This is a genomic window from Erysipelatoclostridium sp. MSK.23.31, from assembly GCF_019125875.1.
In the GTDB taxonomy this organism is placed as follows: Bacteria; Bacillota_I; Bacilli_A; order Erysipelotrichales; family Coprobacillaceae; genus Thomasclavelia; species Thomasclavelia ramosa.
This window is the reverse complement of sequence record NZ_JAHOCB010000002.1, coordinates 113,067-138,904: the sequence shown is the minus strand read 5'-3', so window position 1 is coordinate 138,904 and position 25,838 is coordinate 113,067. Positions and strand designations below refer to the sequence as shown.

Annotated in this window: 28 protein-coding genes and 1 other annotated feature; of the genes, 23 read left to right on the top strand and 5 right to left on the bottom strand. The window is 31.5% G+C overall.

The annotated features are described in order from the left end of the window. Nucleotides 1-32 precede the first annotated feature (32 nt). The 11 genes from proC to KSU54_RS02015 all read left to right on the top strand — a co-directional run bounded on the left by proC (nucleotide 33) and on the right by KSU54_RS02015 (nucleotide 10,543). A complete protein-coding gene (gene proC, locus KSU54_RS02065; protein WP_003536558.1) occupies nucleotides 33-809 on the top strand; it encodes a pyrroline-5-carboxylate reductase in 777 nt (258 codons plus the stop codon). A gap of 82 nt (nucleotides 810-891) precedes the next feature. Further along, on the top strand, nucleotides 892-1,629 hold the full coding sequence (locus tag KSU54_RS02060; RefSeq protein ID WP_008791421.1) for a sigma-E processing peptidase SpoIIGA: 738 nt from the start codon (nucleotides 892-894) through the stop codon (nucleotides 1,627-1,629). Next, the gene (sigE, locus tag KSU54_RS02055) at nucleotides 1,629-2,324 is read left to right on the top strand and encodes an RNA polymerase sporulation sigma factor SigE (RefSeq protein WP_003536560.1); all 696 of its coding nucleotides are present in this window, start codon (nucleotides 1,629-1,631) and stop codon (nucleotides 2,322-2,324) included. Before KSU54_RS02060 ends, sigE begins: the two co-directional genes overlap by 1 nt. Nucleotides 2,325-2,372: 48 nt before the next feature. Beyond that, nucleotides 2,373-3,149 (top strand): SigB/SigF/SigG family RNA polymerase sigma factor, encoded by a 777-nt coding sequence (locus KSU54_RS02050; RefSeq protein WP_003536561.1) that lies wholly within the window; start codon nucleotides 2,373-2,375, stop codon nucleotides 3,147-3,149. Nucleotides 3,150-3,172: 23 nt separating this feature from the next. Further along, complete coding sequence (locus KSU54_RS02045) at nucleotides 3,173-3,412, top strand: YlmC/YmxH family sporulation protein (protein ID WP_003536562.1); 240 nt, start codon at nucleotides 3,173-3,175, stop codon at nucleotides 3,410-3,412. Nucleotides 3,413-3,546: 134 nt separating this feature from the next. Next, on the top strand, nucleotides 3,547-3,978 hold the full coding sequence (locus KSU54_RS02040; RefSeq protein ID WP_003536563.1) for a cell division protein SepF: 432 nt from the start codon (nucleotides 3,547-3,549) through the stop codon (nucleotides 3,976-3,978). A gap of 35 nt (nucleotides 3,979-4,013) precedes the next feature. Continuing rightward, nucleotides 4,014-4,772, top strand: coding sequence for a YlmH family RNA-binding protein (locus KSU54_RS02035; RefSeq protein WP_003536564.1), 759 nt, complete (start codon nucleotides 4,014-4,016; stop codon nucleotides 4,770-4,772). A gap of 12 nt (nucleotides 4,773-4,784) precedes the next feature. After that, the gene (locus KSU54_RS02030) at nucleotides 4,785-5,216 is read left to right on the top strand and encodes a DivIVA domain-containing protein (protein WP_003536565.1); all 432 of its coding nucleotides are present in this window, start codon (nucleotides 4,785-4,787) and stop codon (nucleotides 5,214-5,216) included. Continuing rightward, nucleotides 5,213-5,415, top strand: a binding site (T-box leader). Its footprint overlaps the gene before it by 4 nt. A gap of 40 nt (nucleotides 5,416-5,455) precedes the next feature. Next, entirely contained in the window at nucleotides 5,456-8,185 is a 2,730-nt protein-coding gene (gene ileS, locus KSU54_RS02025) for an isoleucine--tRNA ligase (RefSeq protein ID WP_022007778.1), read from the top strand. A 227-nt stretch (nucleotides 8,186-8,412) separates the two neighbouring features. Then, nucleotides 8,413-9,315: a DMT family transporter gene (locus KSU54_RS02020; RefSeq protein WP_003536567.1), complete on the top strand. Its 903-nt coding sequence runs from the start codon at nucleotides 8,413-8,415 to the stop codon at nucleotides 9,313-9,315. Beyond that, nucleotides 9,308-10,543, top strand: coding sequence for a D-alanyl-D-alanine carboxypeptidase family protein (locus KSU54_RS02015; protein ID WP_003536568.1), 1,236 nt, complete (start codon nucleotides 9,308-9,310; stop codon nucleotides 10,541-10,543). Before KSU54_RS02020 ends, KSU54_RS02015 begins: the two co-directional genes overlap by 8 nt. Nucleotides 10,544-10,727: 184 nt before the next feature. On the opposite strand, the gene KSU54_RS02010 is transcribed toward KSU54_RS02015, so the two are convergent. Next, nucleotides 10,728-13,175, bottom strand: a complete 2,448-nt coding sequence (locus tag KSU54_RS02010; protein WP_003536569.1) for a YhgE/Pip domain-containing protein — start codon at nucleotides 13,173-13,175, stop codon at nucleotides 10,728-10,730. Between the two features lie 203 nt (nucleotides 13,176-13,378). Between KSU54_RS02010 and KSU54_RS02005 the strand changes: the two genes are divergently transcribed. Continuing rightward, nucleotides 13,379-13,819: an RrF2 family transcriptional regulator gene (locus KSU54_RS02005; protein ID WP_003536570.1), complete on the top strand. Its 441-nt coding sequence runs from the start codon at nucleotides 13,379-13,381 to the stop codon at nucleotides 13,817-13,819. Between the two features lie 15 nt (nucleotides 13,820-13,834). Here KSU54_RS02005 and KSU54_RS02000 read toward each other — a convergent pair whose 3' ends face one another. Further along, a complete protein-coding gene (locus tag KSU54_RS02000) occupies nucleotides 13,835-14,041 on the bottom strand; it encodes a DUF2273 domain-containing protein (protein ID WP_003536571.1) in 207 nt (68 codons plus the stop codon). Nucleotides 14,042-14,135: 94 nt separating this feature from the next. On the opposite strand from KSU54_RS02000, the gene KSU54_RS01995 reads away from it, so the two are divergent. From KSU54_RS01995 to KSU54_RS01970, 6 genes are all read left to right on the top strand, one after another. Then, entirely contained in the window at nucleotides 14,136-14,789 is a 654-nt protein-coding gene (locus KSU54_RS01995) for an HAD family hydrolase (protein WP_003536572.1), read from the top strand. Next, nucleotides 14,773-15,216, top strand: coding sequence for a DUF523 domain-containing protein (locus KSU54_RS01990; RefSeq protein ID WP_003536573.1), 444 nt, complete (start codon nucleotides 14,773-14,775; stop codon nucleotides 15,214-15,216). The genes KSU54_RS01995 and KSU54_RS01990 overlap by 17 nt, the downstream gene beginning before the upstream one ends. Before the next feature lie 4 nt (nucleotides 15,217-15,220). Next, a complete protein-coding gene (locus KSU54_RS01985) occupies nucleotides 15,221-16,156 on the top strand; it encodes a type I phosphomannose isomerase catalytic subunit (protein WP_003536574.1) in 936 nt (311 codons plus the stop codon). Next, a complete protein-coding gene (locus tag KSU54_RS01980) occupies nucleotides 16,156-16,446 on the top strand; it encodes a hypothetical protein (RefSeq protein WP_003536575.1) in 291 nt (96 codons plus the stop codon). Before KSU54_RS01985 ends, KSU54_RS01980 begins: the two co-directional genes overlap by 1 nt. Nucleotides 16,447-16,550: 104 nt before the next feature. Further along, a complete protein-coding gene (locus KSU54_RS01975; RefSeq protein WP_003536576.1) occupies nucleotides 16,551-17,672 on the top strand; it encodes an Ldh family oxidoreductase in 1,122 nt (373 codons plus the stop codon). A 16-nt stretch (nucleotides 17,673-17,688) separates the two neighbouring features. Next, entirely contained in the window at nucleotides 17,689-18,057 is a 369-nt protein-coding gene (locus tag KSU54_RS01970; protein ID WP_003536577.1) for a VOC family protein, read from the top strand. 229 nt (nucleotides 18,058-18,286) lie between these two features. Here the strand turns inward: KSU54_RS01970 and KSU54_RS01965 are convergent, their stop codons facing one another. The 3 genes from KSU54_RS01965 to KSU54_RS01955 are packed head-to-tail and all read right to left on the bottom strand — an operon-like array spanning nucleotide 18,287 to nucleotide 20,131. After that, a complete protein-coding gene (locus KSU54_RS01965) occupies nucleotides 18,287-18,700 on the bottom strand; it encodes an acyl-CoA thioesterase (protein ID WP_003536578.1) in 414 nt (137 codons plus the stop codon). Continuing rightward, nucleotides 18,690-19,367, bottom strand: coding sequence for an MBL fold metallo-hydrolase (locus KSU54_RS01960; RefSeq protein ID WP_003536579.1), 678 nt, complete (start codon nucleotides 19,365-19,367; stop codon nucleotides 18,690-18,692). Before KSU54_RS01960 ends, KSU54_RS01965 begins: the two co-directional genes overlap by 11 nt. A 29-nt stretch (nucleotides 19,368-19,396) precedes the next feature. Further along, nucleotides 19,397-20,131: a YebC/PmpR family DNA-binding transcriptional regulator gene (locus KSU54_RS01955; RefSeq protein WP_003536580.1), complete on the bottom strand. Its 735-nt coding sequence runs from the start codon at nucleotides 20,129-20,131 to the stop codon at nucleotides 19,397-19,399. A 279-nt stretch (nucleotides 20,132-20,410) separates the two neighbouring features. On the opposite strand from KSU54_RS01955, the gene KSU54_RS01950 reads away from it, so the two are divergent. Genes KSU54_RS01950 through KSU54_RS01930 form a run of 5 tightly spaced genes read left to right on the top strand, consistent with a single transcriptional unit; the run spans nucleotide 20,411 to nucleotide 25,761 of the window. After that, a complete protein-coding gene (locus tag KSU54_RS01950; RefSeq protein WP_003536581.1) occupies nucleotides 20,411-21,535 on the top strand; it encodes an aminoacetone oxidase family FAD-binding enzyme in 1,125 nt (374 codons plus the stop codon). After that, a complete protein-coding gene (locus KSU54_RS01945) occupies nucleotides 21,526-23,097 on the top strand; it encodes an NAD(P)/FAD-dependent oxidoreductase (protein ID WP_003536582.1) in 1,572 nt (523 codons plus the stop codon). Before KSU54_RS01950 ends, KSU54_RS01945 begins: the two co-directional genes overlap by 10 nt. A gap of 7 nt (nucleotides 23,098-23,104) precedes the next feature. Beyond that, nucleotides 23,105-23,665, top strand: a complete 561-nt coding sequence (locus tag KSU54_RS01940) for a manganese efflux pump MntP (RefSeq protein ID WP_003536583.1) — start codon at nucleotides 23,105-23,107, stop codon at nucleotides 23,663-23,665. An 11-nt stretch (nucleotides 23,666-23,676) separates the two neighbouring features. Then, complete coding sequence (locus tag KSU54_RS01935) at nucleotides 23,677-25,080, top strand: TrkH family potassium uptake protein (RefSeq protein WP_003536584.1); 1,404 nt, start codon at nucleotides 23,677-23,679, stop codon at nucleotides 25,078-25,080. A 15-nt stretch (nucleotides 25,081-25,095) separates the two neighbouring features. Further along, nucleotides 25,096-25,761 (top strand): potassium channel family protein, encoded by a 666-nt coding sequence (locus KSU54_RS01930; RefSeq protein ID WP_003536585.1) that lies wholly within the window; start codon nucleotides 25,096-25,098, stop codon nucleotides 25,759-25,761. Nucleotides 25,762-25,838: the final 77 nt, after the last annotated feature.

Here is a 25,838-nt window from a genome sequence, read left to right as displayed (position 1 = left end):
GTTAGCTTATTTTGCAAAGGGGGATAATTTAGATGAAAAAAATAGGATTTATTGGTATGGGAAACATGGCCGGTGCTATTGCTGGCGGGATTATTAAAAGTGGTTTTGTTGAAGGTGAAAATGTTTATGCATTCGATATAGATAATGATAAACTAACAAAGATGCATACTGATTTTTCAATAAATGTTTGTACTAGTGAAAAAGAATTAGTTGCTATGGCTGACATAGTGATAATTGCAGTTAAACCAAATGTTGTTGAAGATGTAGTCGCTAAAATTACAGACGAATTAGATAATAAGGCAATTATTTCAATTGTTGCTGGTTACGATAATGAAATGTATAATGAATTGTTATTGGATTCAACACGACATTTGACGATCATGCCCAATACACCAGCTTTGGTAATGAATGGAATGACTTTATTTGAACAAGAAAATACGCTAACTGCAGATGAACTAAATTATGCTGTTGAGATGTTTTCAAGCATTGGAGAAGTAGTAATTTTACCAAGTTATCAAATGAAAGCCGGAGGAAGTATTAGTGGTTGTGGACCAGCGTTTGTTTATATGTTTATTGAAGCAATGGCAGATGGTGGGGTACGCTTAGGCTTACCAAGAGATGTTGCTTATAGACTAGCTAGTCAGACTTTAATCGGTGCTGGAATGATGCAAAAAGAAACACAGTTACATCCAGGTATTTTAAAAGATCAAGTTTGTTCGCCTGGGGGGATCACTATCAAAGGGGTCGAAACTTTAGAAGAAAATGGCTTTAGAAATGCTGTTTTAAAAGCAATTAAAGAATCAAATTAAAATATTAGGATCGCAAGATCCTTTTTTCTTTTCTTGACATTTTTTTGCTTAGATAAGCGCTATGATAGTTAGGGGTGAAAAGATGGAGGTATATATTGAACTGACGTATCTAACAAACTATTTAATTATTTTGGTTGCTTTGGAAATGATGGCGATTTTAATTAGTAAGGAAATGTCGTATCTAATGGTTATTAAACATAGCTTTTACTTAAGTGGAGTAATTTTACTATTATACTTAGATAGTTATAGTTGGTTAATTATATTGATCTGGGCAGTTGTTTTTTTATGTCTATATCAACGCCAAATATTTCTGTATTATCCAATTTTTATTTTTGTTTATTTTTCATTATTATTATTCGCTAGTTCAATAATTCCAGAAGCATTTATTTATAATGGAATCTTAATTTCACCAGTAAATGTTAGTAGCATTGGTTTATTTATTGTTAGCTTGCTCGTTGTATTGATGCAGATTATGTTTATTGTTTATTTAAAAAGAAAAATAAGAATTGATGACTATTTATATGTAATGAAATTGGATTACCAGCAACATAGTTATACAATTAAAGGATTTCTTGATAGTGGTAATGAAGTTTACTATGAGGGTTTTCCTTTAATCTTAATTAATCAAAAAATTATTGATGAGTATGAAGTAATCGATGTTTTAGAATTAAATGATTTACGTGAAGATATTATTGAAATAATCAAAGTTGATCAGGTTATAATTAATAATCAGAGATTACAAGATATCTATGTCGGGGTGATTGCCGGGATACAATATGATTGTTTATTAAATAAATCACTTATGGGAGGAATTTTATAATGATAAAATTTATTTTAAAAATATTAAATAAAACTAAATATCTTTATTATATTGGACGGCATGATATCTTACCACCACCATTAAAAGGTATTGAAGAAAAGGAAGCTTTAGAAAAGTTGGGAGCTGGTGATAATGATGCTCGAGATTTGTTGATTGAGCATAATTTAAGGCTAGTTGTATATGTTGCAAAACGCTATGATACGACGCAAAATGGTGGAATAGAAGATTTGATTAGTATCGGAACGATTGGTTTAGTTAAAGCAATCAATACTTTTAAACCTGATAAAAATATTAAGTTAGCTACTTATGCATCACGGTGTATAGAAAATGAAATTTTGATGTTTCTAAGAAAAAATAATAAATTGCGTCACGAGATATCTTTAGATGAACCATTAAATATTGATTATGATGGAAATGAATTGTTGTTATCGGATATTATTGGAACAGATAGTGATATTGTTAAAAATGAATTGGAACAAAGTGATCAAAAAGCAATGTTTTATGAGGCTTTTAAGGATTTATCCAAACGTGAAAAGGAAATTTTGATGTTTCGTTATGGTTTAATGAATTATGATGAGTTGACGCAAAAGGATGTTGCTAAAATGATGGGAATTTCACAGTCATATATTTCACGATTAGAAAAGAAAATAATCAAAAAATTACGTAATAAATTAAATTATAATGAAATAAAATAAGTATAAATTTGTCATATTTGCTAAAAATAGAGTTGAAAGAAGGCAAATATGAGTAATTATCAAGTTATTATAAATGGTTATCAAGAACCGAAAAAAAGACTTACAACCGATGAAACTTATAAATTGATAGACGAATACCAAGCTACTAAAAACGAGGCGATAAAAGACAGATTAGTTAACGATAATACTAAGTTAGTTTTATCAATGGCAAGACGTTTTTATGGTCGTGAAGATAGCATGGATGACTTATTTCAAGTTGGAATGATTGGGCTGATTAAAGCAATTGAAAATTTTAACACTAGTTTTGGTTTGAAATTTTCAACATATGCAGTTCCTCTAATAATTGGTGAGATGAAACGTTATCTTCGTGATAACCATCAAATCAAGATTTCTCGCTCAATTCGAGATTTAGCGTATAAGGTTTTAAAGGTTAAAGATAGCTATATAACAAAATTAAATCGTGAACCAACGATAAATGAATTAGCTAATGAACTGGAAGTTGAGCCAAGTGCTGTTATTGAAGCGCTGTTATCAACAAACAGTGTTTCTTCATTACAAGAAGAAGTTAAAAATGATGATGGTAATAATTTAAAGATGATTGATTCGATTACAGATGATAAAACAGTTGTATCAAGAACAAATGAAACAATAGATTTATATGATGCTTTAAAATCATTAAATCAAAAAGAGCATCGTGTGATTAAACAAAGATATTTTGAGGGGTTGTCCCAAAGTGAGATTGCAAAGGAATTATTTATTTCCCAAGCTCAAGTGTCAAGAATCGAAAGAAAAGCTTTAGATAATTTACATAATTATCTAAAATAAGCATATATATTAATGGTGATTCGATGAGATTTGTAAAACTGCAGTCTAAAGACGTGATCAATGTCGTTGATGGCTGCAAAATTGGTTTTATCAGCGATATTGAAATTGACTGGTGCGGTAAATGTATACAGGCAATTGTAGTAGAGAAATATAGCTTTTTTAAACTATTATGTTTTTTTAAAGAAGCACCATGTATTGTTATTCCAATTGAATGTGTAGTGAGCATTGGTGGCGATGTGATTCTTGTATCGATTGAGCCATAATAGTCAAATGTTTAAGCATTTGACTATTTTAATAAAATCTTTTAAATAACCAGCAGTTTGTTGAGTAATTATCCTTTTATGGACGGATTTATTGTGCTATAATATACTAGTAATAAATTAAGGAGGACCACTTCATGGGATACGGACAAAAAGTAAAAAAATGGTTTTTTGACGAAGACGGTGACGAAGTTGAAGAATATGAAGATGTAGAGATTGATACAGAACCTAAAACAAGCTTATTTGAGCAAGCAAAGTTTTCTAAAACAAGTGATGCAATCAAAGCTTTAAATGCAAATAAAGATAGCCAATTAATTTTATTTGAACCACGGGCATTTGCAGAAACTCAAGATATTGCAAATCATTTAAAGCAAAAGAAAGCTGCTGTTGTTAACTTGCATCGTTTACAAAAAGAACAATCTAAACGAGTTGTAGATTTTTTAAGCGGAGTTATCTTTGCAATTGAAGGAGACATCCAAAGAATTGGACCTAGAATATTCTTATGTACTCCTAAAAACATTGGTGTTTCTGGGACAATTGATTTAGATGAAGATGAATCTGAAGAATAATAGATAAGTATTAGCTTAGCTAATACTTTTTAATTATGATAGAGCATTTTAAAGGTGAAGAAGTTTTTGTTAAAAAGGTATTAGAGTTTAAAGATCAAGCTCTATATAAACAAAGACTTGTTTTAACTAAATTTTTAAATCCATATCATCAATCAATTGTTTATAGCATTGTAGGGAATCAAAATGATTTGATTGTTATTGAAGATGGTGGAATGGTTGATAGTGAAATGAAACGTTTGATTATTGCACCATCATTTTATCAAATTGAAAAAGAAGATTTTGAAATAGTTTTAGCTAAAATAAGTTATGCAAAACCATTTGGTACATTGAATCATCGAGATATTTTAGGAGCATTAATGTCTTTAGGGGTTAAACGCGAATTATTTGGGGATATTTATGAGTATGAGGATAATTTTTATGTTGCCATGGATGCAAAAATCTATGAGTATGTAAAAAATAACTTAATTAAAATTAAACGTAGTAAAGTTAAAATTTTAGAGAGTGAAGAGATTATTACAATTAAACATCAATATATAAGTAAAACTTTTATTGTCTCCTCATTTCGTTTAGATAAAGTTGTTTCAACTTTATATGGAGTGCCTCGAAGCAAGGCTGTCAGTTATATTCAATCAGGTTTTGTAAAAGTTAATCATAAAGAAGTTGAAGAAATAAATTATTTGTGTAATAATAGTGATATAATATCGTTAAGACGTCATGGAAGAGTTAAATTTGTCGATACTAAACGACGAACTAAACAGGATAATTATGTCGTTGAAGGGTATTTTTATAAGTAGGGGAGTGAGACGATGAGTGAATTTAAAAAGCAATTTAGGGGCTATAGTGTTCAACAAGTTGATAGTAAAATAGATGATTATCAAGCTGAGTTAGCATCACTAAAGCAGCAAGTTGCTAGTTTAACAGATGAATTAGATCATGTTAAAGAACAAAACTCGCTATTGCAGCATCGTGTCAATATTACCGAAAAAACTAATGAAGAAATTGCTCGTCTAGCCTTAAAAGAAGCAAGTGAATTGATTGATAAGGCTAAACGCAATGCCAATATGATCTTAAAAGAATCATTGGACTATGTTCGTAGTTTATCTAGTGAGATGAATGATTTTAAAGATCAGGCAATTAAATTCCGTTCATCGGTTCAAAAAATGTCCCAAGATATTTTGGATTCAATCGATAATTCGGAAGTCTTTAATCTTATTAACGAAGAAGATGAAGATAACTAAATACGATGAAAGAGACAGTTTATAGTAAGATGTTTGTAGAGAGCTGATGGATGGTGAAAATCAGTAACTATTATTATAATGGATCACTCTGGAGTAGCACCTTGAAATTAGTAGGGGTTGCCGTTAATCGCGTTAAGATGTTTGAGTGCGTATTGGAAAATACGAATTAAGGTGGTACCGCGAATTATTCGTCCTTTTATTTTGAAAGGACGTTTTTTAATTTATTTGGAGGAAAAGAAATGAACTATAAGGACACACTATTAATGCCAAAAACTGAGTTCGAAATGCGTGGGAATCTTCCTAAAAAAGAACCTAAGTATGTTGAACGCTGGCAAAAAGAGAACATGTACGAAAGAGTAATTGAGCAAAACAAAGGGAAAGAAGATTTTGTTTTTCATGATGGTCCACCATATGCCAATGGTAATATGCATATGGGACATATGTTAAATAAGGTAATCAAAGATGTTATCTGTCGTTACAATAATATGGAGGGACGCTATACGCCATATATTCCTGGTTGGGATACGCATGGATTACCAATTGAAAATGCGATTCAAAAATTAGGGGTAAATCGTAAAGAAATGTCTACAGCGGCTTTTAGAGAAAAATGTGATGAATATGCTCATGAGCAAGTAAATAAACAAATGGAACAATTAATCAGAATGGGGACATTTGCTGATTATAAACATCCATATTTGACTTTAATGCCCGAGTTTGAAGCTAATCAAATTGATGTATTTGCAAAAATGGCAATGGATGGATTAATTTTTAAAGGGTTAAAACCTGTCTATTGGTCACCATCAAGTGAATCAGCTTTAGCAGAGGCTGAGATTGAATATCATGATATTAAGAGTCCGACTATTTTTGTTAAATTTGCTGTTAAAGACGGTAAAGGAATCTTAGATACTGATACTAGCTTTGTTATTTGGACAACTACACCTTGGACTATTCCTGCAAACCTGGCAATTTGTTTAAATGAGCGTTACGATTATGCACTGATTGAAACAACTAAAGGAAAATTAATCGTTCTAAATGAATTAGTTGATTCATTAATGGAAAAATTTGAAATTACTGAGTATAAAGTAATCAAAAACTTTAAAGGTAGTGAGTTAGAATTAATCACTTGTCAACATCCTTTATATGATCGTGAATCATTAGTGATCTTAGGTGATCATGTTACTGCTGAGGCGGGGACTGGTTGCGTTCATACAGCACCAGGATTCGGAGCAGATGACTTTTTCGTCGGACAAAAATATGGTTTACCAGCATATTGTAACGTTGATGAACATGGATGTATGATGAAAGACTGTGGTGAATGGCTAGAAGGTCAATATGTAGATGATGCAAATAAAACAGTTACAATGAAACTAGATGAATTAGGAGTTTTATTAAAGCTTGAATTTATTACACATAGTTATCCACATGATTGGCGTACTAAAAAACCAATTATTTTTAGAGCGACTGATCAATGGTTCTGTTCAGTTGATAAAATCAGAGAGAAATTATTAAGTGAGATTGATAAAGTTAACTGGTTAAATGAGTGGGGACATATTCGTATTTATAATATGATTAAAGATCGTGGTGACTGGTGTATTTCTCGTCAAAGATCTTGGGGAGTACCGATTCCAATCATTTATTGTGAAGATGGAACACCGATTATGGAAGAAGAAGTTTTTAAACATATTTCTAATTTATTTAGAAAATATGGTTCAAATGTTTGGTTTGAACGTGATGAAAAAGATTTATTACCAGAAGGATATATAAATGAACATTCACCAAATGGTATCTTTAAAAAAGAAAAAGATATTATGGATGTATGGTTTGACTCAGGTTCCAGCCATACTGGATGTATGATTGAACGGGGATATCGTTATCCAGTTGATTTATATTTTGAAGGTAGTGATCAATACCGTGGCTGGTTTAACTCTTCACTGATTGTTGGAACAGCAGCTCATGGTTGTGCACCATACAAAACAGTTTTATCACATGGATTTGTTTTAGATGGCAAAGGCAATAAAATGTCTAAATCATTAGGTAATACTGTTGATCCAATTAAATTAGTTAACCAATATGGAGCTGATATTGTAAGATTATGGGCAACTTCAGTAGCTTACCAGCAAGATGTAAGAATCAGTAATGATATTATGAAACAAATTTCTGAAAATTATCGTAAAATTAGAAATACAATGCGTTTCGTATTAGGAAACTTAAATGATTTTAAACAAGCTGATCTAGTTGCAGTTGAAGCTTTGGCTGATGTTGATAAATATATGCTAGCTCAATTAAATGACTTGATTAAAGGATATCATAAAGCTTATGATAATTATGATTTTGCTGAAGCAAATCAATTAATTTTAAATTATTTTACTAATTTATTAAGCTCATTCTATATGGACTTTACTAAAGATATTCTTTATATTGAAAAAGCCGATAGTCTTCGTAGAAGACAAGTCCAAACAGTTTTATATTATCATGCTAAAGCAATGATGAAATTGATTTCACCAGTTCTAGTATTTACTGCTGAAGAATTACATGATCATTTCCATTGTGATGATAATAAGGCTGATTCAATTTTCTTAGAACCTAATGTTGAAATGATCAATATGCCTAACAGTGATCAATTAAAAGCTCATTTTGATCGTTTCCTAGAGCTTCGTAAAGATGTCATGAAAGCTTTAGAAGGATTGAGAAATGAAAAAATTATAAAATCAAATATGGAAGCAAAAGTGACGATTTCATTAAAAGATGAATTTAAGGAAATGGCTTCAATGCTTGCTGACTTAAAACAATTATTTATTGTTGCTAAAGTTGAGTTAGTGAAAGATTCTTCGTTAGAAGAATTTGATAGCGCTTATATCAAAGTTGAAAAGTTCGAAGGTCATCAATGTCCACGATGTTGGAACTATTTTGATGAAGATGAAATGGAAGGCGAATTGTGCCCTCGTTGTCATGCTGTAATCAATGGATAGATAAAATCTCTAAGTTTAAATAAGTATAGCTAAAAGTAATCATATAAATTGGACTGCATCTCTGATCTTGGATAGCCAAGGATGACTGTTCGATTTAGATTACTTTTTTTATTGCAATAGTTATTACTAAAATAGAAAAAGTAGCTGTTTAATGGGGTTTTATTAAATAAATATTGTTGAAATAGGTCGAAAGTGTTAAAATAAACAAGTATGTATGGAGGGTTCAAATGAAAAGTGATAAATTTAAAGGGTCATTTTTGTTGTTATTAGCAGCCTTGATTTGGGGGAGTTCATTTATTGTTATGAAAAGTGCAGTGGATTTCTTAACTCCTAATGTCCTGTTATTTGTTCGGTTTACATTGGCAACATTAGTAATGATCATAATGTTTTATAAATATATTAAAGATACTTGTATTCGTGATTTAAAAGGGGGTGCGATTACAGGAACCTGTTTATTTTTGGCTTATTTGATACAGACATTAGGTCTGACAATGACAACCCCAGGGAAAAATGCATTTTTAACTGCTATTTATTGTGCAATTGTACCTTTTTTAGTTTGGTTATTCTATCATAAACGACCTGATAATTATAACTTTGTTGCAGCTTTACTCTGTGTATCAGGAGTTGCTTTAGTTTCTTTAGATGGTGATTTGACAATGAATACTGGTGATCTTTTAACTATTTGTGGAGGATTTTTTTATGCCTTACATATCTTGGCGATAAAAAAGTATTCACAAGAGATGCATCCTATTAAATTAACCACACTACAATTTGGAATGACTGCGATCTTAGCTTTGTTTGGTTCATTATTATTTGAAGATATTACAGTGATAAAACAAATTGACAGTAGTGTGATCTTGCAGATTGGCTATCTAGTTTTTTTTGCTACTGCGCTAACATTACTATGTCAAAATATTGGTCAAAATCTTGTGAGTGAGTGTAATGCAGCGATTTTATTAAGTCTTGAGTCTGTATTTGGTGTAATATTTTCAGTTCTATTATATGGAGAAGTACTTACGTTAAAAGTTATTGCAGGATTTGTTATCATTTTTGTTGCAATTATTGTTTCTGAAACGAAACTATCATTTTTAAAACGAAGTAATGTCAGGGAGGAAGAATTGAATGTGTAAAAAAATATTATCGTTTTTATTAGTTGGAATATGCTTAATAGCAACACTAACACCGATAAGAGCTTTAGAAAATAGTGAAGATATTGGGCTTACTTGTGATTATGCAGTTGCAATTGATGCAAAAAGTGGTTTGGTTTTATATAATAAGAACATGGATGAACGGATGTATCCTGCGAGTATGACCAAGGTAATGACCGTTATTCTTGCTTTAGAATTAATGGATGATATGAAGAAAACAACAGTAATTACACAAAGTGATATTGATACTGTATGGGAAACTGGAGCTTCCTCAGCTAATTTTGAAGTTGGAGAGACAGTTACATATGAAGATTTATTATATGGCGCTATTTTACCAAGTGGGGCGGATGCAACTAGAGCTCTAGCAAATAATTTATGTGGAAGTCAAGAGGCATTTGTTGATAAAATGAATGAATTAGCACAAAAATTAAATTTAAAAGATACTCATTTTGTAAATACGACCGGGATTCATGATGAAAATCATTATACTACAGTTCATGATATGGCATTAATTGTTCAATATGCAATTCAAAATGAAGATTTTAAAAATATATATGCTCAACGTTATAAAACGTCTTCAAATGGATTACATCAATGGGTTAATAAATCGATGTATAATGCTAAACGAGCAAAAATAAATGTTGATGATATTCTTGGTTGTAAAAGTGGGTATACAAACGAGGCTAAGAGTTGTCTATCGAGTTTAAATCGGGTTAATGATAATGAAATTATTACCATTGTAGGTCATAGTGTTAATAATGATGTTAAAACTCATGCTGCAGTAAGTGATACTTTAGATATAATGAATTATGTGGGGCAACATTATTCATTACAAAATATTTTAACTAAGGGTGCTAAAGTAAGAACGTTAGATGTAACTTTAGCAAAGGACGAACAAAAAATAGCTATTACAAATTTAAATGACGTTAGTGCCTTTTTACCAAATGATTTTAATAAAGATGATTTAGAATATAAATACTCATTTAAAAAATTAGAAGCACCTGTTAAAAAGGGAGAAAAAGTTGGTGATTTAAAAGTATATTATCAAGACAAATTATTATATCAAGAAGAGTATGCTACTACTAAAGAAATTGAAAAAGATACTTTTAGTTACATCCTTGGAGTAGTTAAAGATTTTATGTTTCCATATGGTCTTGCGATTATTTTAGTAATTATTTATATACTGATTTTAAGAATGAAAAAAAGATGAGAAATTAAATTTTTATGCATTTACTTGAGTGGAACATAAAAACAGTACAAGAAATTGTACTGTTTTTATGTTCCAATATGTGTTTATAAAATCAAAGGTATTAAAAGTCATTTTAATGGGATAAAAAGTGTATTTTAAAAGCAAAAGACAGTATAGAATCCTACACTGTCTAAATTGATTTTATTTATTCATTAACATTTTCAAATGCTTGAGGAATTAATGGAGTTGGTTTTTTAATTCGATGATTATAAACCAGAATGGTTAATAAACTGCAAATAATAATAATTCCTACAAATACAATTATTTCTGTATTCAATGAAACATTTGACATACTAATAACTTTTCTGAAGCCATCAACGCTATATGTGAATGGCATAAAAGGATGAATTGCTTTAAAAATTGCACTTGATGTTTCTAGTGGATAAGTACCGGCCGAACCACCCAAATTAATAACCATGAAGACTAAGAGTACAAATTCACCAATTTTACCACACACAATACTTAACAAGGTCACTAATGCCATTGAAGCCGCTCCTACAATTACAGCAAAGATAAAAGTCATTAGTAACTGTTGCGGAGCAAAATCACAGAAGAACATCAATGATGCAATCATTACAATTGAAGCAATTGTAGATACTGTAAACCAGACTGAAGCTTTAGATAACCAATATTTAAAGCCGCTTTCTGCTTTTTCAACATCATTGAATAATGGATACATCAACGTAAATGCCATACAAGCTACATATAAACCTACACTCATCATATATGGAGCCATTCCATGACCATTGTTTTCAACTGTTGAAATTTCCTTATGAGAAGTATCTACAGGACTAGCAAGCATATCAAATGTGCTGTCGTTACTGTTAATACTATTTACCTGCTCTGCACCATCATGAAGTGAAGTAGCTAAAGTATTTGCGCCGTCTTGTAAGGTGGTTAACCCAGTTCCAAGAGTAGTTGATCCAGCTGCTAATTGTCCAGCGCCGTCACTGATTTGATTAGCTCCATCAGCTAACTGATCAGCACCGCTGAGCAAAGTTGGATTATTGCTTACTAAAGTACTAGTACCATCAGCTAATTGTTTTGCTCCTTGATCAAGGGCACCGATACCGTTAGTTAGAGTTGGTGTTTGGCTAGCTAATTGAGAAGTACCAGTTTTTAATTTATTGGCACCATCTACTAAAGAACTTGAATTGTCATTTAATTGAGCTAAGCCACTATTGATTTGACTTGTTCCAGCAAGATAGCTTTTAATTCCAGTTTTTAAACTTTTCTCTGTGGGAATAGTAGTTTTACTACCATCAGTGTTAGTATATTCACCACCACTAATTGAAGCATCAAGATTATTTAAACCAGCTTGTATAGTTCTACTAGCAGTTGCTAGACCTGGGGTAGTTGTATCACCATTTAAGGCTGTATTCATCGTACTAAGACTAGAACTCATCTGCTGAACCAATTGATATGAAGAAGGCAAAGCATCAGTTACACCAAACTTTGTTAATCCGTATTGTTCAACTTCTTCTTTACTTAGACCTGTATCCAAAATTGTTTGTGCTAGCTTTTTATAGTCTGCATTACCACTATTTTGAAGTGTATTGATTAAGGTAGTATAATTTGATAAAGAAATACTAGATGTTTTTACTTGTGAAGCCATTTGTGTTAAGCCATCACTGATTTGCTGGTTACCAGCTTTTAATTGACTTGCCCCGGCTGCGAGAGTATCTACACCATTACTTAAGGTAGAATTATTGCTAACTAAAGCTTGAGAACCTTGATAAGCGCTAGTAACACCGCCAGTATATTGACTTATTCCAGTTTGAAGTTCTGTGGCTCCATTATCAAGTTGATTTATTCCACTTGATAATGCAGGAGTAGCGTTGTTTAGAGAATTGATACCATCCTTTAATGAATATACACCATTATTTACAGTTACTACACCATCGGTATAATCTTGTAACCCGTTTGTAAGGGTAGAAGCCCCATCTTTAAAAGTGATTGAACTAGTTGCTAATACTTGAAGATTATCCGAAATAGTTTTATTACCACTAATTAACTGATTAGCCCCATCATTAATTTGATTAGAACCATTAGCTGCCTCACTCATGCCGCTTCCAACTGTTCCCAATTGATTGAAAATAGTTTCAGCATAAGTCTTAGTTACGGTTGAAGAAACTTCAGCTTTGATTTTAGCAATTGCTGAATCATCCATTTTAGAAGCAATGTAACTGCTGCCAGGATTAGTAGTATAGTTTAAAATCATTTTTTGTGGTTGGGCATCTAATAATGTCGTTGCATTTTTAGAAAAATTACTAGGAATAGTAATTACCATATAATAATCACCGTCTTTTAATCCTTGATCAGCAGTTTTACTGTCAACCAGTTTAAAATCCATTGAATCATTGTTTTGAAGACTTTTTGCTAACTCTTTACCGACATTTAAAGTGGAATCATTATATTCAACCTTTTTATCCTCATTAACTACCGCTACGGGAATTTCTTTAGTATTTCCATACGGATCCCATATTGACCCTAAGAATACCCCCGCATAAATACTTGGAATTGCAATGATGGCTACGGCCACTATTTTCAGCCACCAATTTTTACGAAATGCTGACCACTCTTTTTTTATCATTTTTTCTCCTTTCCATTAAATTATAGTTTTATCTTGAAATTTAATATATTAATAGATATAATCTATCCATGGATAAAGTTTATCTATTAATAAAGCATATTTTAATCATCTACTATAAGTTTGTCAATCAATTTATAAAAAATATTTTCTAGATTATTAATCTCGAATAATGTTACAATATATAGTAAAGGGGAAATGAAGTAATGAAAGTAAAAAATAGTGTCGAACAAGCAATTTGTTTATTAATAATTATCGCCCATAGCAATGATGAAAAACCTTTAAAAAGTTATAATATCTCTGATAGTTTAGGTGTTTCTGATTCTTATTTAAAAAAAATTATTAGGCAATTAGTTGTAGCTGGGCTGATTACATCTGAAGCAGGGAAAAAAGGTGGTGTATGCTTAAGCCGGAAACCTGATAAGATTACTTTGCTGGATATTTTTGAGGCTATCGAGGGTAAAGAGCCGTTTGCAAAAGCAACGGGACTAGTAGAACGTGTTTTTGTTAATGAATTAAAAGAAATCATGGATCAAAAGCAGGCGATGATTTTAGATGCATTTAATGCTGCAGAAGCAAGTTATAAAGAAAAATTAAAAACGATCACATTAAAAATGGCTATGGTAGAACGAAAAAAGGATTCTTAAGCGAATCCTTAAATATTAACCATGCTTTTTTTGATTGTTTTTATCGACAATTCGATCTAAGCCATATCCAATTACACGTCCAATAAATGCAAATACGATAAACCAGAGTGCGCTCCATGAACTTGTTTCTTTATTAACAAAGCCAATAACAAAAATAATAACTGCGATCGTTAATCCAACAGCTGTACCTAATGTCATAAATACACTACTTTTTTCTTTCATCCTTTCACTCCTCAATTCTAAATTATACCACAACAAAGTGCGCATACAAGTAAAATATGTGTTATAATACTGTCGTAAATAATGGAGTGATAAGATGATAAATACAATTATATTTGACTTAGATGGTACATTGATAGATTCTTTAGTTGATCTTGCAAATACTGTTAATGTTATTTTAACAGAAAAAGGATATCCTACGCATACCCTTGATGAATATCGTTATTTTGTTGGAAATGGTGTATTAAAATTGCTTGAGCGGGCTTTACCTGCTGATCATCAGGGGGATATTACAGCTGTAAAGAAACGTTTTGATGAAATTTATGGTGAAATTTGTTTAGAAAATACCAAACCATATCCTGGAATCACAAAATTAATTAATACTTTGGCTGATCAAGGATATAATTTGGCTGTTGTGACTAATAAACCGCAAGACCATGCAGTTAAAATTGTTAAGACTTTATTTCCAGGATGTTTTAAATATATTTTCGGTAGTAGTATTAGACATCCTAAAAAGCCGGATCCCTGTTTAACAAATCTAGTTATTAATCTTTTTGATGTGCGTAAAAACGAAGTCGTCTATATAGGCGATAGTGACGTTGATATTTTAACTGCAAAAAATACGAAGGTTAGATCAATAGGCGTATCATGGGGATTTAGAGGACGTCAGGAGCTGCTTGAAAATGGTGCAGATCTTGTTGTTGATCATGCCAATGAAATTAAAGAGGCTATAAATGATTGGTGTAAGTAGTTGTCTAGCAGGATGCAAATGCACTTATAGTGGTGATGATAAATTAATTAAATTAGTCAAAGAGATGGTTATGCGAAATGAAGCAATAATGATTTGTCCTGAAGTGTTAGGGGGATTGAGTATTCCTCGTTCTCCTTGTGAGATAAGAGATGGAAAAGTAGTTGATATTAATGGTGTTGATTGGACTAAGGAATATCGATTAGGAGCACAAAAGAGTTTAGAAATATTACAAGAACATGATGTTGATGTAGTTTTGTTAAAGGCAAAAAGTCCTAGTTGTGGAAAAAACTATATATATGATGGGACGTTTAGTCATACCATTATAAATGGTGATGGTATTACTTGCCAACTACTAGAAAAACATGGCATAATAGTATTCAATGATGATAATATTGATGAATTTTTAAAATACATAGAAAGAAGGTAAAAAAATGGGACACGTATTAAAAATTAATCCAGTTTTTAAAGAAATGATTTGGGGAGGTCATAAATTAAGAGATGTTTATGGCTATGATATTCCTAGTGACAATACTGGTGAGTGTTGGGCAATCTCAGCTCACAAAAATGGAGATTGCACTATTAGTGATGGAGAATTTGCTGGAAAGACATTATCTAGTTTATGGGATGAACATCGAGAGTTATTTGCTAATATTGAAGGTGACCAATTTCCATTATTGGTAAAAATTATTGATGCTTGTAACGATTTATCTGTTCAAGTTCATCCAAATGATGAATACGCTAAAGCTCATGAAAATTCTTTAGGTAAAACAGAATGCTGGTATGTTCTAAATACCGATGAAGGAACAAAAATGGTAATGGGACACCATGCTAAGACTAAAGAAGAGTTAGTAAAAGCGATTGAAAATGATGACTACGACAATCTGTTAAATAAATTTGATATCAAAGAAGGAGACTTCTTCTATATTCCTTCAGGTACGATTCATGCTATTTGCAGTGGTTCATTAATTTATGAAGCACAACAATCTTCAGATATTACATATCGTGTTTATGATTATCATCGTAAAGATGCTCAAGGAAATGAACGTCAATTGCATGTACAACAATCGATTGATGTTGCAACAGTTCCATATGTTCCACTTGCGGCGGATAGTATGGTTGAAACAGCAATTGAAAATGGAACGAGGACGAAGTTGGTATCAAGTGAATTTTTTACAGTTAATAAATACGAAATGACTGGTAAAAATACGATTGTTAATGATAAACCATTCCAATTAGTCACTGTTATTAAAGGTAATGGTGTTATTAATGGGAATAGTGTAAAAATGGGCGATAACTTTGTAGTTTGTGCTGATCAAGATGCCGTAGAATATGATGGTACAATGACAGTTATGATCTGTACATTATAATGTATTGTTCGAACTGTAATCATGAATTTAAAGCAGCTTCTTTTGCCTATAAAGCAAGACAAAGATGTCCTGAGTGTGGAACGTTGATGCAAATCCAGTTTCCTTCGGGAATGGGGTTCATTCCTATCATTGTTGCAATACTTCCAGCAGTATATATGGTTTCAGTACTGCAATTTGATTTATTGGTTGGATTAAGTGTCTTTATTCTTGTTTATTGGCCAATTGAAGTTATTATGAATATCTTATTAATATATTTTGATAAATACCGCCTATATGAAGTAGATCAGTGATCTACTTTTTTTGAACAATAATGTAATAAATCATTGGCGGAAATAATGACTAAATGGGAACTTTGTGATAGAATGTTGACGATAACGATTAAGTGAGGTAAATTATGGCACATTTGAAATTTAAATTTGAAACATTAAATGCTTTTTGTAATGAAGCATTTGAAAAATTCGGTTTTACAAGTGATGAAAGCAAAACAATCACAGATGTATTATTATTGTCAGACGTATATGGAATTGAGTCACATGGTATGCAGCGGCTTTCACGGTATCACAAAGGGATTGAAAAAGGCATGATTAAGGTTGATGCAAAACCTGAGATTGTTTTTGAAACCCCTGTTTCGGCAGTGATTGATGGTCATGCTGGAATGGGCCAATTGATTAGTAAATTTGCAATGGAAAAATGTATTGAAAAAGCTAAAACAGTAGGGATGGCAATTGTAACGGTAAGAAATTCTAATCATTATGGAATTGCTGGTTATTATGCAAAAATGGCTTGTGACGAGGGATTAATGGGGATGTCATTTACTAACTCAGAAGCTATTATGGTTCCTACTTTTGCCCGTAAAGCAATGCTAGGATCTAATCCTATTGCTTTAGCAATGCCAGCTAAACCATATCCATTCTTTTTTGATGCTTCTACTACAGTAGTTACTCGTGGTAAGTTAGAAATGTATCGAAAAGCTGAAAAAGAATTACCAAATGGATGGGCACTAGATAAAGATGGTAATCCTTCTATAGATGCACCAGATGTTTTAGACAACATTGCTAATAAAATCGGTGGTGGGATTATGCCTTTAGGTGGTTCAACGGAACAATTAGGAAGCCATAAAGGATATGGTTATGGAATGTTCTGTGAGATTTTCTGTTCTATTTTATCACAAGGACTGACTTCGAATCATACACATACAAATGGCATTGGGGGAACATGTCATGGATTTATTGCTATTGATCCTAAAATATTTGGAAACCCAGAAGATATTGAGACACATTTTTCAACGTTCCTGCAAGAATTAAGGGATGCTCCAAAAGCTGAAGGACAACCGCGTATATATACTCATGGTGAAAAAGAAGTTGAGGCTACAAAAGATCGCATGGAAAATGGAATTGACGTTGATGTCAAGACAGTATTAGAGATGAAGGATCTATCTAACTTTGTTGGTGTTGATTTTGAAAAATACTTTGGTAAATTAGATATTGAAGATAATGATTATAAAACGGTTTATTAATTATTAGGAGAGAAAGATGAAATTTAAGTGTATACATTGTAATATTAATATTACAGATATCAATAAAAGTGTTGCTTTTTACCAAAAGGCTTTAGGTTTAAAAGTCGAAAGAACTAAAGAAGCTAATGATGGTAGTTTTATTTTAACTTATCTTGGTGATGGTTTAAGTAATTTTCAAATTGAGTTAACTTGGTTAAGGGATCATCCGCAAGCTTATGAATTAGGTGAAAATGAAAGTCATATTTGTTTTGAAGTAGATGATTTTGATCAAGCTTATCAGTTACATAAGGAAATGGGATGTATATGTTTTGAAAATAAGGCAATGGGATTATATTTTATTAATGATCCTGATGATTATTGGATTGAAATTATTCCTAAAAAATAGACTGTATTTTTTTGTATATTTATTTGCTTAATCTTGTTTAAAGAGTTATTATAGATAGGTAATATAGAAGATATTATGGGAAATGAAATATTGAGATGTTTCTGGGAATTAGCAATTTGGGTGTTAATACTGAAATGATTTGTTCTATAATTATCCCTATGTCATAAATCAATATATACTAGTATTAGCGAGCTAATAAAAAATATATCCATTAAGGATATATTTTTTGTTATTCAATAATTTTTTTAAAAAGTCGATCAAAATCTGGTTTGATTTTTTTTAAATTAATTGGTCGTCCACTCCGATCAGTAAAACAATGATTAGAGTTGCCAGTAGTACAAAGTGTATGTTTTTGATTATATATCTTATATTCACAGGCGAAGCGGACACCAGTATATTTAGTTATTTTAACTTCAATTATAGCAAGGTCATCAAAATACATCATTTTTTGATAATTACAATTAATTGATAAAACAGGAGAAATGATACCTTCTTCTTCCATTTTTTTATATGTTAAACCAATTTGGTTCATATAATCGATTCTTGCTTCTTCAAACCAGCGAATATAGTTAGAGTGATGAATAATTCCCATTTGATCGGTTTCATAGTATTTAGCATTATGTAAATAAGGTCTAATCATCATTGTTATCACCAATAATAAATATTTCCCCTTCATTATTTATCTTTAAAATATTATTATACTGTTTCAAAGGTTCGTGATTGAGATATTTAAGCATCATTTTAGGATTATCAGTAAAATGCATTGGCAAAACATATTTTGTTTTAATATTTTTTAAAATATGCTCCATACCCCACCAGCTACTTTCTTCAAGACGAGGGTCTAGAGGAATCATCATTAAATCAAAATGAATATCTTTAATTTTACTAATTTCTTTTTTAAAAGTTCCAGCTTGATATTTGTTGTCAGCCTCAGGTTCACCAATCCAGTGCCACCAGTGTAAATCACCAGCATGATAAATTTGTTTATTTTCAACCTTTACAACAAAAGCTACACCTGCATCTGTTGATAATAGGGTTTGAATATACAAATCATCAATTTCATATATTTCGCTAGGGCGAACTTTAATTCCAGTATTATTGATTTTTCGGTCGATAATATAAGTGATTTTAGGATGGTTGATTTGATAAATTGCAGGATTGTAGTGGTCATGATGAAAATGAGAGACAAAGACATATAATGGTTTATTTTGATTAAGCGGGGGAATTGTTCCTTGATAATAATCGAATAGTAAAATATGCTTATCCAATTCAACTAAAAACCCACTGTTATAAATATAAGTTACTTGCATAAAATACCTCCTTGTAAAAAAAGGGAGAATTATTCTCCCTCGTCGTAATTTGCAACATTATGATAAATTTGATCAACATCATCACAATCATTAAGATTATTCATTAAACGTTCAAATAATTCCATATCTTCACCTTCAAGTTCAACAGTGTCTTGTGGTAAAGTCTGAATTTCATCTATTTCAAATTCAATATCAGATTTAATACCTTCAATTGCCTCTTTGATTTTATATAAATCAGTTGGTTCACCAATAATTTTGATAGTTCCATCTTCTTCACTAACAATATCTTGAGCATCAACTTCAGCCATGACTAAAGCATCTAAAACAGTTTCTTCATCTAGTCCTTTAAAAGCAACGACGCTGATAACGTCATATAAATATGAAACAGATCCTTCATTTCCTAATTTTGCTTTTGACTTTGTAAAAGCAGGACGTACTGATGAAATAGTACGATTAATATTATCAGTTAGACATTTAACGATTAAAGTAGCTCCACCATTAGCATACCCTTCAAATACTTTTTCTTCATAATTTTCAGTAACACCACTTTTTACTTTATCAATTGCTCTTTTAATAACATCAGCGGGTACTTGTTCTTTTTTAGCTTTTTCAATTAAACGACGTAATGCTAAGTTACCATCTGGTTCAGGTCCACCTGCTTTTGCAGCTAAGTAAATCTCTTTACCATAACGTGAGTACAATTTAGCTTTTTTTGCTGCTGTTTTTGCCATTGCAACTTTGCGCACCTCATGTGCTCTACCCATAAATAACTCCTCCTTAAAGTGATAAATTCTTTTAAATTATACACTTATCGATTAATATTATCAAGGGGCGTTTTAAATGAGATAAATATTCTGATTTTATGAGGAAAAAGCAGAGTTTAATAGATAAAAAGCAGTTGTTTTAAAATAATCAAAAAGGTTTCATGGAATAAAATAGTAGTTCATCCTTTTCTAATTCAAAAGAACTCTGCTAAAAACATTAAGATTAGTTTTAAATAAATAGCGAGTATGCTATAATCTAGGCATTAAAAGGAGCAATGTATGGAAACAACAGTAATTATTGGAGCTGGAGCTAGTGGACTGATTTGTGGTCATGAACTAGCTAAAAGTAATCATAATGTAATTATTCTTGAACAATCAAATAAGGCAGGACGAAAAATTTTAGCTAGTGGTAATGGTCGCTGTAATTTATCTAATACTAATTTAGATATGTATTTTTACAATACTGATGAATCCAAGATTAAGAGGATTATTCATGCCTTTGATGCAAGAAAATATTTTAACCAAATTGGAGTAATGACTCGACAGGTGGGAACACTTCTTTATCCGCGTTCTAATCAAAGTTTAACCGTAAAAAATGCTTTAATGAATAATTTTGATCAAGTTGCTTTAATTGAAGAGTGTCAGGCTAAAAATATTATCGTTAAAAAGGATGGGTATATAGTTAAAACTAATAAAGGTGAATACTTTTGTAATAATATTGTTATTGCAACAGGCTCACCTGCTTCTTTATTATCAGGCAAAAATAGTTATGATTTGGTTAAATTGCTTGATTTAAAGGTGACAAAGTTGTATCCTAGTCTAGTTCAAATAAAAACCAAACCAGCCTACCGAAGCTTAAAAGGCGTTCGAACTAAATGTAAAGCGAGTTTATTAGTAGATGGAAAATTAATTGAAAGTCAAAATGGTGAAGTGTTATTTAGTGATAATGGGTTATCAGGAATATGTATTATGCAGTTATCACGATTATTATCACGTTATTGCGGAAATAAAGAGATTAGTTTAGATCTAATGGAGGAATATACTAGCCAAGAATTAGAACGATTTTTAAAAGAGCGGCATGATAGATTTGGTCATTATTATTTAGAAGGAATCTTCAATGATAAATTAGCTAAAATATTAAAAGATATTGATAATTTAAAAGATATCCGCTTTAAAATTATCGATACATATGATTACAGTAAAGCTCAAGTTATGAGTGGTGGGGTTAGTTTGGATGAAATAGATGAAAATTTGGAAGTGATTAAATACCCTGGAATATATTTGGCTGGGGAGCTTTTAGATGTTGATGGTGATTGTGGCGGATATAATTTACATTTTGCTTTTGCTTCAGGCCATCATATCGCTAAAACAATAATGAATAAGCAGGTAAAAAAATGTTATTAATAAATAATGTAAAAGTTCCTTTGGAACTGGCAGATTATCGAAAAATAATCTCACAACAATTAAATATTTCTAAAAATAAAATATTTGACGTTAAACTAGTTAAACAGGCTGTTGATGCAAGAAGAAAAAACAAAGTTCACTTTGTTTGTAGTTTTAATTTTACTGTCGAGAATGAAGATTTAATGATAAAAAAATATCCTAAATTAAACTTATCAAAAGTAGTTGCTTATGACTATCCGGTTTTAAAATCAACTGACGAGCATATTGTAGTAGTAGGCAGTGGTCCCGCTGGACTTTTTTGCGCTTATAATTTGGCGCGGGCTCATCAAAAGGTAACATTGATTGAACGTGGCAATGCGGTTGAACAGAGGAAAGAAGATATCGATAACTTTTTTAAAACAGGGAAATTAAGTCCTGATAGTAATGTTCAATTTGGGGAAGGGGGAGCAGGAACTTTTAGTGATGGCAAATTAACAACTGGGGTTAAGGATAAACGAAAAAAATTTATTCTTGAAACCTTTGTTAAGCATGGTGCTGAAAGTGATATTTTATATGTAAATAAGCCACATGTAGGGACTGATTATTTAATTAAGGTTGTTAAAAGTATGCGTGAGACGATTATTGCTAATGGTGGTGAAGTGTTATTTGAGACAAAATTAGTTGATGTTAATTTAGCAGATGATCAGCTAGTAAACATTGTTGTTGAAAAAAATAATATTAAAACTACGATGGAATTAGATAAATTAGTTCTAGCAATTGGTCATAGTGCTCGAGACACTTATGAAATGCTATATCAAAAAGGAATAAAAATGGAGCAAAAATCATTTGCGGTAGGACTTCGAATTGAACACTTGCAGTCATTCATAAATGAGCATCAATATGGTAAATATGCGAATCATCCAAGTTTAAAAGCTGCTGATTATAAATTAGCGGTCAAAACTAGTAATGGTCGTGGAGTATATACTTTTTGTATGTGTCCGGGAGGTAAAGTTATAAACTCAAGTAGTGAGGCTGGTGGAATCGTTGTTAATGGAATGAGTAATCAAGCTCGTGATGAAGCAAATGCTAATAGTGCAGTTCTGGTTACTGTGGGACCTGAAGATTTTGCTAGTTCGCATCCATTAGCTGGTATTACCTATCAACGAGAATTAGAACAAAAAGCTTTTGAATTAGGTGGTAAAGATTATAGTGTGCCAGTCATGAGGGTTGAAGATTATTTAAATGATACTCTGGATTTAAAAATGGAAGAAGTAAGCTGCAGTGTTCAACCAAATGTGAGATATGCTAAATTAAGTCAAATATTTAGTAATGAGGTCAATCTTGCTTTAAAAGAAGGATTACAATTAATGAATCATAAATTTACAGGGTTTACAGAAAAAGCAATGCTTTCAGGAGTTGAATCTAGAAGTTCAGCACCAGTACGCTTATATCGTGATGAAAATTTTCAAAGTAATATTAAGGGAATCATGCCGATTGGTGAAGGCGCTGGGTATGCTGGTGGAATTATGTCTAGTGCAATAGATGGTTTAAAATGTAGTGAATTTATTTTAAAAGGGGAATAGATAAGGAATGTCAATAATAGAAATAGCCCTCATTGGAGTGGGCTTAGCAATGGATGCTTTTGCAGTTTCAATCTGTAAAGGTTTAGCAATGCGAAGAATGAACTATAAAAAAGCTATTATCATTGCTGCTTTTTTCGGGGTGTTTCAAGCTTTAATGCCGGCATTAGGTTATGTTTTAGGAACAACATTTGCCAATAAGATTGCAGCTATTGATCACTGGATTGCTTTTATCTTATTAGCTTTAATCGGGGCGAATATGATTAAAGAAGCATTATCAAGTGATGATGATGAATGTCAAGATGATAGTTTGAGATTAGGGGATTTGATCATGTTGTCAATTGCTACCAGCATAGATGCCCTAGCTGTTGGCATTACTTTTGCGTTCTTTAATGTGTCATTATTGCTTTCAGTAAGCATGATTGGAATTATTACCTTTATTATTTGTGTAATTGGGGTCAAAGTTGGTAATGTATTTGGTGAAAAATATAAGAGTAAAGCAGAATTAGCCGGTGGATTAATATTAATTGTGATGGGCGCAAAAATATTAATTGACCACTTGTTCTTTTAGGAGGATAAAAAATGAAGGTCTCGACTTTAAAGATGCATCATGAGCACCATCCTATGCGACCAACAAGACAGATTGCCATTAGCTTTTTAGCAGTTATCTTAATTGGTTCAGTTTTGTTAATGCTGCCAATTTGTAATAATACAACACCGACAGCATATTTAAATAATTTATTTATTGCTACTTCAGCAACTTGTGTAACAGGATTAGTACCTGTAGTAACAAGTGAACAGTTCAATATATTAGGACAAATCGTTATTATTATTTTAATTCAAATTGGTGGGTTAGGTTTTTTGACTTTTTTAAATTTATTATTAATAATGGTCAAAAAGAAAATATCTCTTACAAATAAGTTGGTTTTACAAGAAGCTTTAAATCAGCCATCGTTAAATGATCTGCCTAAGTTTGTAAAAAATGTAATTAAATATACATTTATTGTTGAAGGGTTAGGTGCAATCATTCTAGCATTTGTATTTATTCCTGATTTTGGAATCGTGAAAGGAATTTATTATTCAATCTTTCACTCGATTTCAGCATTTTGTAATGCTGGATTTGATGTGCTAGGAGCTAACTCATTGATTGGATATCAAAATAATCTGATTATCAATTTGGTTATTCCAGGTTTGATTATAATGGGTGGTCTTGGATTTGTTGTTTGGTTTGATGTTGCTCATTGTATAAAAAAAGAGTATGGAAAACGGTCGAAATTTAGTAAAAAACATTTATTTAAAAGTTTTTCATTACATACAAAACTGGTTATTATTGCAACAGTAGTATTGTTATTAGCAGGAGCTGTTTTATTTTATTTGTGTGAATTTAATAATATCAAAACAATTGGAGGACTACCTCTATTTGATCAAATACAGATTTCTTTTTTTCAATCAGCAACTCTTAGAACGGCTGGGTTTGCTTCAGTTGACATGGCAAGTTTACATCCTTCAACGAAGTTGATGATGTGTGTATTGATGTTTATTGGTGGTTCACCTGCAGGTACTGCTGGAGGAATCAAAACAGTAACGTTTGCAATAGGTGTATTAGAAGTATACAATATTTATCATGGACGCAAAGAAGTAACAGCTTTTTCAAGAAGAATTCCTAAACGTTTAATTGTGCGTTCATTTGCGATTATTTCTATGGCATTAGCAATTGTATTTTTAAGTATATTTGCTTTGAGTATTACCGAACAGGCACCATTTATTGATATTTGTTTTGAGGTTGTTTCTGCAGGAGCAACGGTAGGATTAAGTGCTTCACTAACACCGTATTTAAGTGTTTTCGGTAAAATTGTAATAATTATGTTGATGTATATTGGTCGAATCGGACCAATTACAATGATGATTTCTTTTGCAAGAAAATCATATATGCAAGCAAGTAAAAAAGAGGTAAGGTATCCTGATGGGAATATCTTATTAGGATAAAAAGAGGGTATAAAGATGAATAGTAAACAATATGCAGTATTAGGATTAGGAATTTTCGGTTCAACAGTCGCAACAACATTGGCAGAATATGGCTGTGAGGTTATTGCTGTTGATCAAGATGAATCATGTGTTGAGCGGGTAGCTGATGAAGTAACGAAAGCAGTTGTAGCGAATGTTACTGATCAAGAAGAGCTGCGAGCTATCGGTATTGAGGATATTGATGTTGCTATTGTTGCAATCGGAACACATTTGGAAGAAGCTGTTTTAGCAACTATGAATTTAAAAGAATTGGGTGTTCCATATGTTATTGCCAAGGCTAAAAATAAACAATTTATGAAAATTCTTGAAAAGGTAGGGGCTAATAAAGTTATTCGTGCTGAAAAAGATATGGGACTTAAAGTAGCTAAGAGTTTATTGAGAAAAAGTATTGTTGACTTAGTTGAACTTGATGAAGATTATTCAGTAGTTGAAATTAAAGCACCACTTGATTGGGTAGGAAAGAATTTTATTGATTTAAATATTCGTCGTGTTTATAATATGAATATTATTGGAATCAAACATGGTGATGAAGATCATCTTTCTCTAGATGTTGCTCCAGAATATGTGATCCAAAATGGGGATCATTTCTTGGTAATTGGTAAGACTAAAGAACTGGAAAGATTCGATTATATGACTAAATAAGGACACTTTTTAAACTAAATCCTATAGAAAAGACACAAAATAAAGAGGAGTGTCATCTATAGGATTTAGTTTATTTA